Genomic DNA, 17,804 nt, shown 5'->3' on the forward strand with positions numbered 1-17,804 from the left:
CAATACCATAATTACCTTGCAAGGCACGCATGTGACGTGTATGGAATACATCACGCACCATACCATTATCTTTACGCAAGAATAAACGTCCATTGTGGCAAGTTACGATCCCAGCTGCATCCTGTCCACGATGTTGTAACATCGTTAATGCATCAAACAACATTTGGTTAACAGGTGATTTACCAGCTATACCAACAACTCCACACATAGCAACCTCGCAGACCAGCTAGGGATTAATAAAAAGGATTATTCGTTGAGCCATCTGCACTAGAGCGATTTTCTTTTGCGTCAGATGCGATGTCGGAAGATGGCACGGCATCTTTCGACTTGATGTGCTGTAAAGCCTCATTGGCAGCGTCCTTAGACAGTTCGGTTGCCCACGGTGCATATGGCAACAAAGTTTGCACAAATTTAGACTGTTTCCAATAAGGAGAGCTTTCTACCCAAGGACCAACTCCTTGAATAGTAATAAGGACAATGAGTAAGCCTTTCAAGGTACCAAATGCACCGCCTGCCAAACGATTTAATGGGCCAAGCTTCAAGCTCTTTAACACACCATTTAAAACAGCGGTAACAATCCAGGTCAGTACCACAATGACCAAAACAATAAATGCAAAGGCTGCAATTTTTTGTACCACAGGATCGCTACTGAGAGCTGTCATCGAAGGTGCTAGGACAACTGAATATTTTGCCGCTACAATCAGGGCAAAAATCCATCCTACCAAGTTCGCAAAGGCTTTAATAAATCCTTGTCGCAAACCGTTCAACCCTCCAATAAGCAAGAGAATCAGAATAACGATATCAATGGTATTCATAAGTTATAAGGCGTTCACACAATCTTGAACCAGCTCAGGACCCGCATAGATTAAACCACTATACACCTGAACCAAGCTTGCACCTGCATTTTTTTTGGCAACGGCTTGTTCGCCCGACAAAATACCACCTACACCAATTAACGGAATTTCGCCTTTCAGTGCTGCTGAAAATGCTGCCAAACATGCGGTACTTTTCTCAAATACAGGTGCGCCCGATAAACCACCTGCTTCATCGCCATGCGGCAAGTTTTCTACGCCTTCACGCGACAAAGTAGTATTGGTCACAATCAGACCATCAATTTTAAATTGTAATAATTGTTTGGCAATAAACTGAATATCTTCAGGGTCTAAATCTGGCGCAACTTTTAAGACTAGCGGCACATAATGTTGATGTTCTTCTGCCAACTCCAACTGACGCTGTTTGAGAGTTTGCAATAATTCAGTGAGCGCATCACCACTTTGTAAACTACGCAAGTTTTTGGTATTCGGTGATGAAATATTTACAGTAATATAGGAGGCATAGTTGTAGACTTTTTCTAAACAAATCAGATAATCATCTACTGCATTTTCAACTGGCGTATCGGCATTTTTACCAATATTAATTCCCAAAATGCCTTTAAATTTTGCTGCTTTGACGTTTTCAATCAACTGATCGACCCCATCATTATTAAAACCCATACGGTTAATAATGGCTTTGGCCTGTGGAATACGGAATAAACGTGGATGCGGATTGCCCGCTTGAGGACGTGGCGTAATGGTGCCAATTTCAATAAACCCAAAGCCTAAACCAGCTAAGGCATCAATATACGCACCATTTTTGTCTAGACCTGCTGCCAAACCTACTGGATTAGGGAATTCAATTCCCATACAAGTCACAGGTTTCACTACAGTCTTTTGACGCATCAAACCCATTTTATGGCTCGATTTCAATAGTGATAGTGTCAGCTCATGCGCACGCTCTGGTGCTAAAGAAAATAACAACGGGCGGGCTAGAGAATACAACATATCTGCAAAAGTCTACTGCTTTCTAAGTCGCCATATTATAGGCTTAGCCCAGTCAAAACGCTATGCTTGACATGGGTTTATTTTCCGAGTTTCGGACTTTATTTTTAGCCTTTACTGGACTGTCGCAGTTAATTTAATCTGCCCTGCCTCAGAAATTAATTCCATTTTTTCGATACTTAATCCCATTTGCGCCAATTGGGTTAAAAAATTTGCCAACACAGCATAACTAGCATGGCTGACCACCAGTTGCATTTTGTCACCACTTTGCTGCGAAGCGACCGATAAGCCCTGTTGCTGAGCCACACGCTGAATTTTATCAGCTGCACTGAGTTGTGCATCATTAGCAGGTTTCATGGTGACCGCATGACTTTGCATCACCACCACCAAGTCTTTAAGGTCATTCACCCGTTTTTGCTGTTTTTCGGCTGCCGCATGCATATACCACAGAGCAGAACCCACAGCAGCAACAATCACAAAAATTGTGGTAAAGACCACCAAAACACGTTCACGTGTATTTAAACGATCTAAATAATCTTGTATCAGTTCAATACGTCGATCGATCAAAGTGGACATTTTTTCCATGGCTTTCATTATTGTATTTTCACTAATCCTACTGCGCCTGATGCGCTCGGCTGAATATTACCTAGCTCGACCCTAAAACCTTGCTGATTCAATTGTTGAGTGAGTGCTTGCAAGGTTGCTGCCGAGTTGGCACTCAACTCCATGTTCAACGTATTCGCGTCATAACTCACACGATTGGCCACAATTTGATTTTGCATCAACACAGGGCCAACGCGACTAAGCAATTGCAGCGCTTGAGTATCTGGATTTTTGCTCATGCGTACCTGACTTTGAAACTGGCTTTGAATATTTTGTTCGGTAATACGGCTGTTTGCGCCAAACCAATATTGATACTGTTCTATGGCTTGAACCGCTGTTTGATCAGCTACTTGTTTAAGTTTGCTCCAGCGCAGTGCATCATAGCTAAATTGTACAATTAAAATCCCAAGGAGTACTGCAGCACAGGCCTTCCAATAACCTGAAACACCCGTGTTTTGCTTAGCTTTTGGTAGCATATTGAATGGATGCTGTTTGGCTTTCGGCAATACAGGCACAACATAATGAAAACTTTCTAACTGCTCTTGGGTTGCAAATGCTTCAATACTTTGCATCTGCTCTGCACTAAAGTTGGTGATTTTATAATTTCGTTCTGCAGTTTGATAATCTAGATAAACCGCCAAATCATCAACCGAATAACCTAAAAATTCACTTTCACGTACCAGTAAGCGCCCACAAATATTTCCAATCACCGTTTGCCCTGCTTCAGGTTGCGGCAAAATTAAAAAGTCAGGTAACAATGCACTAATTTTAACAGGCAACAAACTGAATACATGCAAATAGGTTTCAATACTATGCTTAGCAATTCCCAACACGGTTATTTGCTCAGGTGACTGAAAATGATGAACCACCTTCATCGCATCGATTGGCAATACGGTATATTCTTCTAATAAATACTTGACGCCATCGGCACCCAATTGTTTATATTGGGCTTTAGGCAAAGTTTGTTGCATGATTTGCACATCACGGCTTGGGAAAAACACCACAGCATCTTTACCTTGAAAAGACTGTAATGCCTGAATCAGAGCATCAAGATTATCTGCCTGTGTCCAATGTTCACCATTTGACCATTGCCAAACCCCATTGGCTTCTGGCATCCATAAATACAGCATTATTATCGTTCTACCGTTGAATTGTATTTAACTTTATACATTTATTTTATGCGTTTGGAATAAAACTTTTGATTTGGGTGGAAAGTCCCGCAGCAATGACTGCCTGTTCATAAATTCGTGCTTCTGCCAATTGATACGGATTAAACGATTCTGATGTTAAAATCTCAGACATATAAGCCACCACATTCATGTGACATACCACTACAATTGACTCATACGGCAATTGTGACAACCATTCTACCGCTACTTTTGCATCATCTTCAGGTTTAATGGCATTGCATACCACCACAGGCACATCTTTAAAATATTTCTGCAAATGTGCCAAAGTTTCTTGTGCACGTAATAAAGGACTGACCACAAATACATCGGGCTGAATAATATTCTTTAAATAGTCCGCTGTTTCTTGTGCTTGTATATGACCACGCTCTGTCAATGGACGCTGATGATCATTACCCATCACTGCAGGAGCGGCTTCACCATGACGAACAAGAGTCAGTTGCATAGAATTTCCTTATAGGATGATACACATTAAGTTGTGTCAATTTAACTCAAATTATGCGCTCAGTATAACCTGATAATATGACAATTCAGTTCACCAAACTGTCATATTCCATGCAAGTTTTTACCTGCTTTGGCGCTGTTGTTATGGACGTAAAACTAAACTTGATGATGTGGCAATACAAATTCTACATCGCTACGATGCCCATTTTTCATTAAAGACAAAGCAATGTTCATGGGCGGCGCCCCTTCAAAAATCACCTCATAAAGTGCACAAGTGATTGGCATATACACATCTAACTCATTCGAGCGCGCCCGCACTTGCACGATGGTATTAATCCCTTCAGCAGTTTGCCCTAATTCTTCTGTGGCTTGTTCCAACGTTTTGCCTTTACCCAATGCAAAACCCACTTGATAGTTACGACTCAATGGACTGCTACAGGTTGCAAACAAGTCACCAACACCCGACAAACCTAAAAAGGTCAATGGATTAGCGCCAAGTTTCACCGCAAAACGGCTCATTTCTGCCAATGCACGGGTTAAAATCATACTCTTAGTATTTTCACCCACGTTATAAGCTGCAGCCATCCCCATTGCGACTGCATAAATATTTTTCAGTGCACCGCCTAATTCCACGCCATTCACATCATCACTGGCAAAAACACGGAATAACGCACTATGCAAAGCTTGCTGCACCGCATAACGCACCAATTCAGAATGACTGGCAATGACTGTACCTGCAGGCTGCCCCGCCACAATTTCTTTGGCAAGGTTCGGGCCAGACAATACGCCATACGGCACTTCAGGTAATTCTTCGCAGATAATATCGCTCATAAAACTAAAAGTTTTGGCTTCAATCCCCTTAGTTAAAGACACCACTGCTTGTGCACTAATAAAAGGCTTAATTTGACGCAACACACCACGGAAAGAATGACTTGGAATAGCCACTAAAATAATGTCACGGTCACGGACAGCAGTTTCTAAATCTGAAACGGCTCTTAAGTCCTGTTCCAACTGAAAATCTGGCAAATAACGTCGATTAATATGCGTTTCATTAATTTCTTTGGCAGTCGCTTCATCACGAATCCAAATCATCGTGTCACAGCCATTACGCACTGCTGTATTGGCCATTGCTGTGCCAAAACTACCACCACCCAATACTGTAATGCGTAACGCTGTTTTTCGATCTACTGCAACAGGTTCAACCAAATCGGCAAAATTTAACTCTGACATTATTGTTATATCCTAAAAAATAGACTTATCCGTTCCAATAACGAACATAAGCTTGCGTATTCAACTCAGCGCGTGCAGGAATGGCTTTGACCGCTGTTCCCACATAAATAATGCCTGAAATTAAATCATCTGCATTTAAGTTTAAAGCTTGTTTAAGCAAGTTCGACTCAACGACTGCTCCACTGCGCCACATACTGGCAAAGCCCTGCGCCTGTAAAGACAATAAAAAGTTTTGTACCGCAGCACCTGTACTTAAAGTCTGCTCAAAACGTGGTACTTTTGGATGATCCTGAAATTGCGTTAAAGCCAACACCAAAAGTGGCGCACGAAACGGATGTTGTTTCACCCGCTCTAACTGAACTGCATCAGTTTCGCCCATATCTGTCAAAGCTTGAGAAAGTAACTCACCAAATGCTTCACGCTGTTCAGCAGTAATTACCACAAAGCGCGTAGGTTTTAAACGATGATGATCTGGCGCGGTTAAAGCTGCCTGAAAAGCCATTTCTAGCTGCACAGCATTTGGTGCAGGTTCAACTAACTGCCCCATAGACTGGCGTTGATGAATATTCTGATGAACGATTTCTATCGCTGTATCCGTCATTAACTTATATAACTATTTCAATAATCTCGGTTAAGATTAGCATAAACTCAAAAAAATGCGCTATTTCCGTATGCTTATTTGCAAGATTCTTATTGGCACTCTGTGTACCTAAACTTTTAAGTTGAACCTGCTCAAAACACCTAAAAAATAATGCTTGGACTCATTTATCTATAGCTTAAGAGTATAAAAATCCATGATGGATTGGGTTTGATGCGTATAAATCAATGACGAATTATCAACACAGCATATACAGTGTCTACATTTAAAAGCAGCCAGATTATGTTCAACTAGATCAAATTGTTATTTTCAATCTGCTCATTTGAATTGAAATATCATCAACAAACGATACGCACAACAGCGTTTTAACCCTGAGGTAGAGATGAAAAAAATAGTCACCTTTTCTAGCCTTGCCGTTTTTGCACTTTTAACAGCATGTGCCACCACACCGAATAATTCACTTGCCATTCAAAAAGAAAACAACCTGTATGAAGTCACAGGTTTAGGTAAAAGTAATATTATTTCTAAAAATAATGCAATTACAGCTGCCAATAAAACCTGTGGTACGCGTGCCGCTCCAGTCTTGGTCGATGAAAAAACATCTTACAACGGTGCACTCAAAGGTGTGGTCGATGAGCAAACGGGACAAATGATTCAGGCAGCAGCAACTGTTTTAGGTACGATTGCGGGACGTAATACGGATATTGCTCGTGATGATGATTATCAAACTGTTTTGACCTTTAGATGTCAGGCAAAGTAAATTATTTCAGCACGACATAAGAGCCAAATACAAAAAGTCGCTCTACCGAGAGCGACTTTTAAACCAAGTGCAGCAAAATTTAAACTAAAATTAGCTTAAAAATTTAATGATTAGCAATAACCATCTAAACGTGTTAACGGCAATTTTTGACCAATCGCCTTTTCAATTTCTGGCAAATAGAACGCATCATCTTCAGACAAGAAGCTGATACTCACACCACGTGTACCTGCACGACCTGTACGACCAATACGGTGTACGTAATCATCGGACTGTTCAGGCAAAGTAAAATTCACTACATGCGACACACCATCGACGTGAATACCACGTCCTGCAACGTCAGTTGCAATCATGATGTTATGTTTACCGTTTTTGAATTGATCCAACATTTTTAAGCGTTTGTCTTGTGCAATCTCACCCGATAGCATCACCACTTTATAGCCATCTCGCTTTAAATGATCATAAAGCTTACGCACCTGATCACGACGATTGGCAAAAATCATGACTTTTTCAATGGGCTCATCACGTAAAATTTCTTCAAGCAATTTATATTTATCAGTTTTGGCAACCATATATACCCGTTGCTCAACATCGGCATTGGTTTTCTTTTCAGGTTCAATTTCCACTGTAACAGGTTCGAATAACCACTGTTGAGCCAAATTCAATACATCATAACTAAAAGTTGCAGAGAACATTAAAGTCTGACGCTGCTCTTTACGCGGTGAATAACGCACAATACGTTTTACCGATGGAATAAAGCCCATATCCAGTAAACGGTCTGCTTCATCAATCACTAAAAATTCAATTTGATCGAGCCAAACTTCTTTTTGTTCTACAAAATCAATTAAGCGCCCTGGTGTCGCAACAATAATATCGACAAAGTTTTTATTGAGTTGTGACTTTTGCTTATCAAAATCTACACCACCCAACAAAGTCACCACATTTAAGTCGGTAAATTTGGTCAGATCTTTTGCGTCACTTTCAATTTGCAAAGCCAATTCACGCGTAGGTGCCAAAACCAAAGCACGCGGTTCACCTCGATAACGCTGCCCTTGAATTGGGTTGTTCAATAAATCATTGATGACACTAATTAAAAAGGCAGCAGTTTTTCCTGTACCTGTTTGCGCACGACCAATAGCATCATGTCCAGCCAAAGTAAATTTTAAAACCTTTTGCTGAATTGGCGTCATTTCCTTGAAACCCAAAGCATCAATAGCTTGTTTCAATTGCGGATGTAAATTTAAGGTTTCAAAACCAGATGACATAAATATATGCTCGAACTTATACAGACAAAAAACTGACCTATTATAAACAGAAATACAAATAAAAAACGCCCCAATCAGAATTGGAGCGTTTTTTTTAGAATAATCGAGTGATTAATCTAGTGGCTGTACTTCTTCAGCTTGGAAGCCTTTTTGGCCTTTTACTACGCTGAATTCAACACGCTGACCGTCACGAAGCGAACGGTGGCCATCACCTTGGATCGCACGGAAGTGAACGAATACATCGTCGCCGCCATTGCGTTGGATAAAGCCAAAGCCTTTAGTGTCGTTGAACCATTTAACTACGCCTTGTTCACGAGCTGTCATAAGTTAATCCTCATTGATTAAAAAGAAGGACCACCCGGTGTTGCAAACAGCAGAGCAAACAAAGTTTAAAAATATTTTTATTTCTAAGCTTGTAATCATTCTGTATAACTATTAACAAAATCCCGGTTACATCCATTTGTAATAGGGCGACAAACAACGACTGTCTATCTAAAATCCTAAATACGCATCGAGCTTAACACGGGTTTATGACAATTAATAGATTTTTTTTAATTTATCTTGTTCAGTTTGAAGCGATTTAAACAAATCTAAAATTTTTTATTTCTGTTAAGTGACTTAGCACAATTTTGTTCTATAAATTTTATTGCAAATATCTCGCAAAATAAGCCAATTCTCTTGCCCTTATGCGCAGTAAGTCGCGCAATGAATAGTCTCTATGCTTCAGATGAAATTTATTTGGGATTTGTAAGTGAATTTGCTAGTATGATCATACTGTTTTTAAGGTGAATTTTTAATTCAATGCTGTGTGATACTGAACAACCTATCATAGTGATTGATGCCATGGGACAACCTTGTCCTATGCCTTTATTGATGCTGAAACGTGCCCTTAAACATTCAGATTCTGCTCGGTTTTTACTGAAGTCATCTGATCCGCACAGCCAGCAAGATGTGGTACGGTATTGTCAGTTACATCAATACAGCTGTGAAGCAAGCCAGATTTCGGCAACAGAGTTTCATTATGTGATTGATGTTGCCAAGCCAAAAGCATCGCAATAAGCACATCTATTTGATTGTTGATTTATTTTAATGACTTAATATTCGCCGCTTATTGCTATAAAGATTTACATATCTACACCAATTTTACTTATTTAAGTAGAATATTGGCATTAAGATAAAGACATCGGTTATTTTACCTACCCAATCCTATAAGGAGATCTCATGAGTGACAGCAGCAATCAGTTGATGCCCCTGTCATTATCTGCACCAGGGGTAAACCTCGGGGCTTATATTAGTACTGTTAACCAAATTCCTATTTTAACGGCTGAACAAGAAAAAGAGTTAGCCGAGCGTTATTATTACGATCAAGATTTAGACGCGGCTAAAATGTTAGTCATGTCGCATTTACGTTTTGTGGTGCATATTGCACGAAGTTACGCGGGCTATGGTTTACCGCAGGGCGATTTAATTCAGGAAGGCAACTTAGGCTTAATGAAAGCCGTGAAACGCTTTGACCCCAATATGGGCGTGCGTTTGGTGTCATTTGCTGTGCACTGGATTAAAGCTGAAATTCACGAATATGTTATTCGTAACTGGCGTATTGTTAAAATTGCCACCACCAAAGCACAGCGTAAATTATTCTTTAATTTACGTAGCCTCAAAAAATCTAGCAAAAAACTGACGCTTGAAGAAGCACAATCTATTGCCAATGACTTAAATGTGACCGTTGAACAAGTCTTGGAAATGGAAGGTCGTTTAACAGCTTATGACGCAGCTTTTGAAGCACAGGGCGATGATGACGATGAAGGGTCAACTTATGTTGCACCTGCATTGTATTTAGAAGATAACCGTTACGACCCTGCACGTTTGGTCGAAAACGAAGACTACGAAGAACAAAGCACTTCTGCCCTGCATGAAGCTATGGAGCAGTTGGATGATCGTTCACGTAATATTTTGCAGCGTCGCTGGTTAGATGATGATAAATCGACCTTGCATGAACTGGCAGCAGAATATAATGTTTCGGCAGAACGTATTCGTCAGCTCGAAAAAAATGCTATGGAAAAAATTAAAGTGGCGATGTCATCAAACTAATCTGACATTCTTCCAAGTGAATACTGGCACATCGAAAAATAAAATTGGGCAAACTGCCCTTTTTTATTGTCTTGGATTCGTACAACTGACATACAGGCAGGTAATTCTCGGATTTTCCCTAGCTTAAAAATGTGCTAAGGTTAAGCGCAAAATTAAATAGGTCAATTTGCGTATGTGGATTGCAATTTCTTCCTTGAATTTAGCGGCTGCGGTGTTACTTGGTGCATTTGGTGCACATGGTTTAAAAGCCCGTGCGACTGAAATTCAATTAGGTTGGTGGCAAACTGCAACAGATTATTTTTTCTATCATGCTCTTGGACTTTTGGCATTAGGGATCTTGGCTAAAGTGATTCCACAACTTCCCATTAAAGCAAGTTTCATTCTAATCCAACTGGGTATTTTATTTTTCTGCGGTTCACTTTATATCATGGCCTTGGACATTGTCCGCGGTTTGGGCATGATTACCCCAATTGGTGGTGCACTCATGATTGTGGGTTGGCTAAGCTTAGCATGGCAAGCCATGAAATATGCCAAATAAAGCCCAATCGTATTTTGTAATTTTGAAGATGGATTCTCGGTCATGCAAATTTATCTGAATGGCGAAGCACAACAGACCACTCATACGACCCTGTTACAACTGATTCAGGCATTAGATTTAGAAGGCAAACGTTTTGCCGTGGAGCAGAACGAAAAAATTATTGCCAAAAGCAAACTTGCCGAAACCCCTATTTGCGATCAAGACCGCATTGAAATTATTCATGCCGTTGGTGGCGGCTAAACTCGGAGCACCCATGCAAGATACTTTTAAAATCGGTTCACGTACCTTTAATTCACGTTTATTGGTGGGTACTGGCAAATATAAAGATTTAACCGAAACTGATTTGGCAATTCAAGCCAGTGGCGCAGAAATTGTCACGGTTGCCATTCGTCGTGTAAACATTGGGCAACATCCAGATCAACCCAACTTACTTTCCGTGATTCCACCAGAAAAATACACCATTTTGCCAAATACTGCAGGCTGTTTTGATGCCAACAGTGCCGTGCGTACCTGCATGCTGGCGCGTGAATTGCTGGATGGTCATAACCTCGTCAAACTGGAAGTTTTAGGCGATGAAAAAACCCTCTATCCCAATATCACCGAGACTTTAAAAGCCGCACGTACGCTAATTGACGATGGTTTTGAAATCATGGTTTATACTTCAGATGATCCGATTGTGGCGCAAGAATTGGAAAGTATGGGCTGCGTGGCGATTATGCCATTAGGTAGCTTGATTGGTTCAGGCTTAGGTATTCTCAACCCACATACCATTTCGATTATTAAAGAAAATGCCAAAGTACCTGTATTGGTAGATGCAGGTGTGGGTACCTCCAGTGATGCTGCGATTGCCATGGAGTTGGGGTGCGATGGTGTACTGATGAATACTGCAATTGCAGCAGCACAAAACCCTGTACTCATGGCATCTGCAATGCGCAAAGCAGTAGAAGCAGGACGCGAAGCTTATTTGGCAGGCCGTATGCCACGTAAGCGTATGGCGAATGCCAGCTCACCAGAAACGGGTTATTTCTTTAAATAATCATAAAAAAGTTGTGCGGTCTTTTTCAAGTTCGTCAGCTCAAATAAAAAGACGTTGAGTATCAACTCAACGTCTTTTTTATTAGCTGATTCTGGCAAAAAAGCTGATTAAGGAATCAAGCCTTCATCACGCATCGCAATTTGTACCGACTGACGTGCAGCAACTTTATTACGGATTTCAACCACATGGCTATATGGGGTTAAATCATGCTCAATATGGTTTGACCAGTTGGTGATGACAAACAAATACGCATCGGCTGGGCCAAAGTTATCATCCACCAAATATTCATGGTCTGATGACGCAATCGCTTGATCAATATAAGTCAACAAACGATCTATTTCTGCATAAGCTTTTTCTTTTGCATCTGCATCTAATGGTCCAGCAAAAAATACCGCATAAGCATCATGTAATTCTGAGTTTAAATAACCCAACCATTCCAAAACTTTAGCACGACCTAAACCCGATGGCGGAATTAAGTCTTGCTTAGGGTCTTGCTGCGCTAAAAATGGCAATATTGCTACGTTTTCCGTCAAAATCAAACCTGGGTTAATTTCTATAGCAGGTACATAGCCTTTAGGGTTAATTTCGTAATAATCGACACCCTTTTCTGTTTTATGGGTTTTTAAATCCACACGTTCAATATCAAAATCGACATTCACTTCATTTAAAATAATATGTGCTGCTAAAGAACATGCGCCTGGTGAATAATAAAGCTTCATATTTGATCCTTGTTATATAACTATCTCTTTTTTAAATCGCTTGTCACAAACTTGCAAGTGATTGAACCTATGAATTGCAAAAAAGCGTAAATGTCTTAAAAAGTCCTTACGCTTTGACTATCCTGCAAAAGACAGGCTTTTTCAAGTCTGTTTTGCCTGCTTTTTTATCTCAAGATGTTTTAACATACAGCCCTTTAAAGTTTCATGAAATTGAGATTGTGATTAGCCTGAAAAAAGAAGAATGGTTTTCCAATATCCGAACAGATGTTTTGGCGGGTTTAGTGGTGGGTTTGGCATTAATTCCTGAATCAATTGCCTTTTCTGCTATTGCAGGCGTCGATCCGCAAGTCGGCTTATATGCCTCATTCTGTATTGCGGTCACGATTGCATTTTTTGGTGGGCGTCCTGCCATGATTTCTGCCGCGACAGGCGCCATGGCATTGTTAATGATTACCCTAGTTAAAGAACATGGTTTGCAATATTTATTGGCAGCAACGGTGCTCACAGGGTTGATTCAGGTTGTGGCAGGCTATTTTAAAGTTGCCAAACTGATGCGTTTTGTTTCGCAGTCGGTAGTTTATGGCTTTGTAAATGCTTTGGCGATTTTAATTTTTGTGGCGCAACTGCCTGAATTATCAAAAATGGATGGCTTAGGTTATTTGTTTGTAGGATTAGGCTTGGCGGTGATCTATCTATTTCCTTACCTCCCTAAAATTGGCAAAAGCATTCCCTCACCTTTGGTCTGCATTATTGTGCTGAGTGTGATTGCTTTAATACTTGGTGCAGATATGCGTACCGTAAGCGACTTAGGACAATTTCCCGATACACTGCCTATTTTTCTAGTGCCTGACATTCCGCTAAATTTTGAAACTTTATCTATTATTTTCCCTTATGCCATGACATTAGCCACAGTCGGTTTGCTTGAAACCATGATGACGACGACGATTGTCAATGAAGCCACAGGCACAGAAGCAGATCGGCATCAGGAATGTCGTGGTCAAGGTTATGCCAATATTGTCAGTGGCTTTATGGGCGGTATGGCAGGCTGTGCCATGATTGGACAATCCATTATCAACGTCAGCTCTGGGGCGCGCACACGTCTATCTACACTTACGGCAGGCGTGTTTTTACTGTGCTTGGTGGTTTTTCTCAAAGATTGGTTGGCATATATTCCTATGGCAGCCTTGGTCGCGATTATGATTATGGTGTCATTCACAACTTTTAACTGGGATTCCATCCGTAACTTCAAAAAGCATCCTAAACAAAGCAATATTGTTATGTTCGCTGTGGTGATTGTGGTGTTGGCTACCCATAACCTTGCTTTGGGTGTCTTTGTTGGGGTACTGCTTTCTGCTTTGTTTTTGGTGAATAAACTGGAAAGTGAAGTTAAAGTTAGCTCATTTTTATTGGGCGAACATACCCGCCAATATGTGATTTCAGGGCAAATTTTCTTTAGCAGTTCTGAAAAGTTTTATCAATTTTTTGATTTTTCAGAAGACATCAGCAATGTCACCATCGACTTAACGCATGCACATATTTGGGATATTACCTCTGTAAATATGCTAAATACCGTGGTGAACAAATTTAAAGCCCAACAAATTAAAGTGCATATTATTGGATTGAATGAAGCCAGTCATACCTTAATTGATCAATACAGCACCAATTCGTAATTGCTGCAAAATATTCAAACACCATTAAAGACCCAAAATGCTGAATCTTAATGATTCAGCATTTTTTATGCTCAAAGGGTGCAGATGGATCGCAATCTTGCGCGGCGCTGCGAAAAACCGCGAAAAAAATTGACTTCAATGGCTCAGGACTTAAAATACCGCATTCGAATTTATTAGATTTGCCAAAATTATGTCGAACGATCAATTAGACCAGCACGTTGTCGAGCTGGACAACCTCAACGAGCATCGTGAAATTGTAACGTTCATGCGCCGTTCTTCACCATTGAATACGTCACAACGTAGCGCCTTGCAACAATACGGCGACTTAATTTTGGAATATCCTGTTGGCGATTTACGTCAGCATTTTGAACACCCTGAACGCCCGCTCACCGTAGAAATTGGTTTTGGGATGGGGCGTTCTTTAGTACTGATGGCGCAAGCCAATCCTGAACGTAACTTTGTCGGGATTGAAGTCCATATTCCAGGGATTGCACAGTGCGTTTATGAAGCAGGTACAGCAGGTTTAAGCAATTTACGTGTATTAGATGCCGATGCAATTCAAGTTCTACGTGAAATGCCAGACAACAGCATTGATACGGTTCAACTCTATTTCCCAGACCCATGGCAGAAAAAACGTCACTTCAAACGCCGTTTCGTTGCCCATGAACGCATGGAATTGGTAGAGCAAAAATTAGTGTTAGGCGGTACGTTCCATGCAGCAACTGACTGGGAGCCGTATGCAGAATGGATGCTGGATGTATTGGACAATCGTTCACGTTTAGAAAACTTGGCGGGGAAAGGCAATAGCTACCCTCGTCCTGAATGGCGTCCACAAACCAAGTTTGAACGTCGTGGAATTGAAGCAGGTCATAAGATTAATGACTTTATCTTCAAGAAAATTAACTAGTTTCTACAATAAAAAATGCTTCCCTTCGGAAGCATTTTTTTCTGGGATGGTTTTATGGCATAAGTCCAAAGATTAAGAAACGACTAAGATTGATGACGTTCTAAAATCTGTTGGCTCATCAGTGTATAAACTTCGGCAAGTGCATGTTGCTGCCCTGCTGCCAATAAGTCTTGATGCATCTTTAAAATATTGCGATCGCCCCGCATAGCAGGTCCTGTTTGCATTTGACGCGGATCATTCTGGGTCGCTTTATGCGCAGTTTCCATCATAAGAGGATACAGCAAACTGAAATCTACTTGCTGGGCATCAACCACTTGCTTCGCCATGTCATAACAATAATTACTAAAATTACAGGCAAATACCGCAGCCAAATGCAAACTCAAACGCTGCTCTGAAGTATAGGCATAGACTTTTTTGCTTAGGCTATTTGCCAAAGTCACTAAAAGCTGCTGATCTTCAGCAAATGCAGCTTCTATGAATAAAGGTGTTTCTGACCAATCAATTTCACGCTCTAAACTAAAGGTTTGTAAGGGATAAAATACCCCTGAACGTGCATGATGCTGTTGCAATACATCTAATTTGGTACTGCCTGAGGTATGCACTATCAACACATGATTTAAGTCATGATAAATTTCCTGAATCACCTGTGCAATCGCCTGATCACTCACTGCGATAATCAGTAAATCTAGGTCTGAATGAAGCTGTTCTACTTCTGCAATCGCTTCTGCGCCAACCTGTGCAGCCAAATGCTGTGCCTTGTCCAGACTACGGCTATAAATTTGCACAATTTGATGCTGTGCGTTTAAAACATGAGCCAAATGATGTGCAACTCGCCCTGCACCAATCAAACCAATTCGCATAATATTTTCAAATAAAAAAAGATGAAATAATCTGCACACAGCATGCCAATAAAAAAAGGACGAAGCAATTCGTCCTAAGATTTTTTTGTTTAATTCTGAATCAATTTAGAATTGACGCAAAGTTAAAATTTGCTCACTGCGTCCAAATGGCCCTTGAGTATCATGCAAGACTGCACTCGTTAAGCCAATACCATCTTCACCATATTGTTGTGTCACTTCTAAACCCAGCCATTCGCCTTGCGGTAAACGGTGTAAATGCATTTGCAAATCCAAATTTGGAAAACCCCAACCCGCATTCGGGTCTAAGCGTGGCACTACGCCATTGGCGGTATCCACCATCCCCAATAAACGCACAAAACTGGATGTACTTTGATTTTCAACCATATCCAATTGGTTTCTTAACCAAACGATGCCCTTACCTGCACGACGATCCGGATGCGCACGGGTTTCAATGCTTTGAATATAGCCGCCCGGCCAACAACGCATACCATCCCAATCGGGTAAATATTCAGGGTTTTCTATTGGTAAATCTTCCAGTCCTGCAATCGCGCGTGTATCTGAGGTTTTCATTTTCCATGCGCGCGCCACAATACAGGTTTTTCCTTCAGCGCACATTTCCGCTTCAATCAGCTCAATGGTTTTACCTGGCCGGATCATACGGGTGGTGATACTAAACTCACCAAAGGTAATCAAGCCAAAAATATCTAAACCGACCCGACCAATACGCATATCATCACGCGGCTTAAATCGCTCAAGTTCTGCACACAAAATACCCGTTGCAGGTGCCATGTGTTGTTCATGCGGATTCCACGCGCCTTGTGCATGAATGTTGCAACGATAGTACGCAGTACAGCCACCATCGGCATGTTGTTCACGTTTAAGTAAAGTGTAATATGCTGACATTTTCTCTTTCCCTTATCTAACTTTTCTTGTGCTGATGTTTTTTCTACAAATAATGCTGACGTAATGATGTGATTGCTAAACTATTTCTGCGCAAAAAAACCATAATAATTCATAAGTTGACAATATGTTTTACACTGACGAAAACCGACTTGAGCCAGCAATGCCGCTTGTGTATCTGCAGTAATTAAATGAAAATCTTCGGCCATTCGTCAAGCATTTTTTCTGCTTGTATTGCAGTTAAACCACAATCCAAAGCCAAATTCTGCATCCAGCGCAATTCTATATTTTCAGTCTGCTGCATCAGATCATAGCTTAATAAAATCGCTGCAGGTTTTAATGTTTGGTAAATATCTTGAAAAAATAAAGGTTTTTCTGCCACTGGTACAAAATGCGCCACCAAAATCGCCAATGCCGCATCATACTGCAAGTTTTCTAGCTGCGCTTGCTGGGTAAATTGATGTGTATCTGCTTGTATAAAATGCACTCGCTCATACCCTGTCACAGACTGAATATTTTTTTCTGCTTGCTGCAGCATATTTAAAGATGGGTCGATGGCAGTAAATTGCCACTGAGGATGTTGCTGCAATAAATACTGCAATTCATAGCCTGTGCCACACCCTACGATTAAAATCCGCGCTGTTTCAGGCAAATGACTGCTTAAAATTGCATTGATGTGTTGATGTACCAATTCATATCCAGGAATGAGTTTCCGAATATGACTGTCATAGCCTGCAACCACAGTTGCACTGTGAAAATCTTTTGCCATATCACATGATTCTTATTTAATTTACGGACATTAAATATCTGAGTCTTTTTCAAAGTCTGCTTAAGCCACAGCCATCGCATCCACCGACAATTCCGAAACCGTTGGCTTGGCACGTTCAGGAACTAAGCCTAATTTTTGGAACGATTGTTTGTCTTTGCCTTCGCCTGCGTTTGGCGTCGTTAAAAGCTTTTCACCTGAGAATAACGAGTTCGCACCTGCCATAAATGCGAGTGCCTGATCTGAATCAGACAATGATTCACGCCCTGCAGATAAACGAATATAACTGTTTGGCATAATAATACGTGTCACTGCAATGGTACGAATCCACTCAATCACATCTAATTTTTCGACTTCAGCCAGTGGTGTGCCTTCAATTGGAACTAACATATTGATTGGCACAGATTCAGGGTGTA

21 protein-coding genes and 2 pseudogenes are annotated in these 17,804 nt (G+C 40.8%); 8 read left to right on the forward strand and 15 right to left on the reverse strand.

What is annotated here, in order from left to right; translation table 11 throughout:
* From B2W49_RS09180 to B2W49_RS09215, 8 genes and pseudogenes are all read right to left on the reverse strand, one after another.
* Positions 1–208: pseudogene (locus B2W49_RS09180) on the reverse strand (amidophosphoribosyltransferase); the annotation flags it as partial.
* A gap of 25 nt (positions 209–233) precedes the next feature.
* Positions 234–815, reverse strand: coding sequence for a CvpA family protein (locus tag B2W49_RS09185; RefSeq protein WP_291340368.1), 582 nt, complete (start codon positions 813–815; stop codon positions 234–236).
* A 3-nt stretch (positions 816–818) separates the two neighbouring features.
* Positions 819–1,820 carry a quinone-dependent dihydroorotate dehydrogenase gene (locus tag B2W49_RS09190; RefSeq protein ID WP_291340370.1) on the reverse strand — a complete coding sequence of 334 codons (1,002 nt, stop codon included), beginning with the start codon at positions 1,818–1,820 and terminating at the stop codon, positions 819–821.
* 111 nt (positions 1,821–1,931) lie between these two features.
* Positions 1,932–2,411, reverse strand: a complete 480-nt coding sequence (gene gspM, locus B2W49_RS09195; RefSeq protein WP_291340372.1) for a type II secretion system protein GspM — start codon at positions 2,409–2,411, stop codon at positions 1,932–1,934.
* A complete protein-coding gene (gene gspL / locus B2W49_RS09200; protein ID WP_291340373.1) occupies positions 2,411–3,550 on the reverse strand; it encodes a type II secretion system protein GspL in 1,140 nt (379 codons plus the stop codon). Before gspL ends, gspM begins: the two co-directional genes overlap by 1 nt.
* A 46-nt stretch (positions 3,551–3,596) precedes the next feature.
* Entirely contained in the window at positions 3,597–4,052 is a 456-nt protein-coding gene (locus tag B2W49_RS09205; protein ID WP_291340375.1) for a SixA phosphatase family protein, read from the reverse strand.
* A 155-nt stretch (positions 4,053–4,207) separates the two neighbouring features.
* Positions 4,208–5,281, reverse strand: coding sequence for an NAD(P)H-dependent glycerol-3-phosphate dehydrogenase (locus B2W49_RS09210; protein ID WP_291340377.1), 1,074 nt, complete (start codon positions 5,279–5,281; stop codon positions 4,208–4,210).
* A gap of 25 nt (positions 5,282–5,306) precedes the next feature.
* Complete coding sequence (locus B2W49_RS09215; protein WP_291340379.1) at positions 5,307–5,882, reverse strand: nitroreductase family protein; 576 nt, start codon at positions 5,880–5,882, stop codon at positions 5,307–5,309.
* A gap of 379 nt (positions 5,883–6,261) precedes the next feature.
* Here B2W49_RS09215 and B2W49_RS09220 point away from each other — a divergent pair, with 379 nt between their 5' ends.
* Entirely contained in the window at positions 6,262–6,639 is a 378-nt protein-coding gene (locus tag B2W49_RS09220) for a hypothetical protein (RefSeq protein WP_291340381.1), read from the forward strand.
* A 110-nt stretch (positions 6,640–6,749) separates the two neighbouring features.
* Here the strand turns inward: B2W49_RS09220 and rhlB are convergent, their stop codons facing one another.
* Together rhlB and B2W49_RS09230 are read right to left on the reverse strand one after the other, a co-directional pair.
* Positions 6,750–7,901, reverse strand: coding sequence for an ATP-dependent RNA helicase RhlB (gene rhlB, locus B2W49_RS09225; protein ID WP_004971493.1), 1,152 nt, complete (start codon positions 7,899–7,901; stop codon positions 6,750–6,752).
* Positions 7,902–8,012: 111 nt separating this feature from the next.
* Complete coding sequence (locus tag B2W49_RS09230) at positions 8,013–8,225, reverse strand: cold-shock protein (protein WP_004648643.1); 213 nt, start codon at positions 8,223–8,225, stop codon at positions 8,013–8,015.
* A 477-nt stretch (positions 8,226–8,702) separates the two neighbouring features.
* On the opposite strand from B2W49_RS09230, the gene B2W49_RS09235 reads away from it, so the two are divergent.
* From B2W49_RS09235 to B2W49_RS09255, 5 genes are all read left to right on the forward strand, one after another.
* Positions 8,703–8,960, forward strand: a complete 258-nt coding sequence (locus tag B2W49_RS09235; protein ID WP_291340389.1) for a sulfurtransferase TusA family protein — start codon at positions 8,703–8,705, stop codon at positions 8,958–8,960.
* A gap of 162 nt (positions 8,961–9,122) precedes the next feature.
* Positions 9,123–9,992, forward strand: coding sequence for an RNA polymerase sigma factor RpoH (rpoH, locus tag B2W49_RS09240; RefSeq protein WP_291340390.1), 870 nt, complete (start codon positions 9,123–9,125; stop codon positions 9,990–9,992).
* A 172-nt stretch (positions 9,993–10,164) separates the two neighbouring features.
* Positions 10,165–10,530 carry a DUF423 domain-containing protein gene (locus B2W49_RS09245; protein WP_291340392.1) on the forward strand — a complete coding sequence of 122 codons (366 nt, stop codon included), beginning with the start codon at positions 10,165–10,167 and terminating at the stop codon, positions 10,528–10,530.
* A 42-nt stretch (positions 10,531–10,572) separates the two neighbouring features.
* The gene (thiS, locus tag B2W49_RS09250; RefSeq protein ID WP_004971499.1) at positions 10,573–10,770 is read left to right on the forward strand and encodes a sulfur carrier protein ThiS; all 198 of its coding nucleotides are present in this window, start codon (positions 10,573–10,575) and stop codon (positions 10,768–10,770) included.
* A 13-nt stretch (positions 10,771–10,783) separates the two neighbouring features.
* Entirely contained in the window at positions 10,784–11,566 is a 783-nt protein-coding gene (locus tag B2W49_RS09255; RefSeq protein WP_291340394.1) for a thiazole synthase, read from the forward strand.
* 107 nt (positions 11,567–11,673) lie between these two features.
* On the opposite strand, the gene B2W49_RS09260 is transcribed toward B2W49_RS09255, so the two are convergent.
* Positions 11,674–12,285, reverse strand: a complete 612-nt coding sequence (locus B2W49_RS09260; protein WP_291340396.1) for a glutathione binding-like protein — start codon at positions 12,283–12,285, stop codon at positions 11,674–11,676.
* A gap of 218 nt (positions 12,286–12,503) precedes the next feature.
* Here B2W49_RS09260 and B2W49_RS09265 point away from each other — a divergent pair, with 218 nt between their 5' ends.
* Together B2W49_RS09265 and trmB are read left to right on the forward strand one after the other, a co-directional pair.
* Entirely contained in the window at positions 12,504–13,955 is a 1,452-nt protein-coding gene (locus B2W49_RS09265) for a SulP family inorganic anion transporter (protein WP_291340398.1), read from the forward strand.
* A 190-nt stretch (positions 13,956–14,145) separates the two neighbouring features.
* The gene (gene trmB, locus B2W49_RS09270; protein ID WP_291340400.1) at positions 14,146–14,862 is read left to right on the forward strand and encodes a tRNA (guanosine(46)-N7)-methyltransferase TrmB; all 717 of its coding nucleotides are present in this window, start codon (positions 14,146–14,148) and stop codon (positions 14,860–14,862) included.
* Positions 14,863–14,945: 83 nt separating this feature from the next.
* On the opposite strand, the gene B2W49_RS09275 is transcribed toward trmB, so the two are convergent.
* The 4 genes and pseudogenes from B2W49_RS09275 to B2W49_RS09290 all read right to left on the reverse strand — a co-directional run.
* Positions 14,946–15,722 (reverse strand): Rossmann-like and DUF2520 domain-containing protein, encoded by a 777-nt coding sequence (locus B2W49_RS09275; RefSeq protein ID WP_291340403.1) that lies wholly within the window; start codon positions 15,720–15,722, stop codon positions 14,946–14,948.
* A gap of 105 nt (positions 15,723–15,827) precedes the next feature.
* The gene (locus B2W49_RS09280; protein ID WP_291340405.1) at positions 15,828–16,625 is read right to left on the reverse strand and encodes a thioesterase family protein; all 798 of its coding nucleotides are present in this window, start codon (positions 16,623–16,625) and stop codon (positions 15,828–15,830) included.
* An 80-nt stretch (positions 16,626–16,705) separates the two neighbouring features.
* Positions 16,706–17,391: pseudogene (locus B2W49_RS09285) on the reverse strand (class I SAM-dependent methyltransferase).
* A gap of 60 nt (positions 17,392–17,451) precedes the next feature.
* Positions 17,452–17,804 (reverse strand): biotin synthase BioB (locus B2W49_RS09290; RefSeq protein ID WP_414630595.1); only part of this gene is annotated, 353 nt, incomplete at its 5' end.

The sequence above is a fragment of the Acinetobacter sp. UBA801 genome, from assembly GCA_002296655.1.
GTDB lineage: Bacteria > Pseudomonadota > Gammaproteobacteria > Pseudomonadales > Moraxellaceae > Acinetobacter.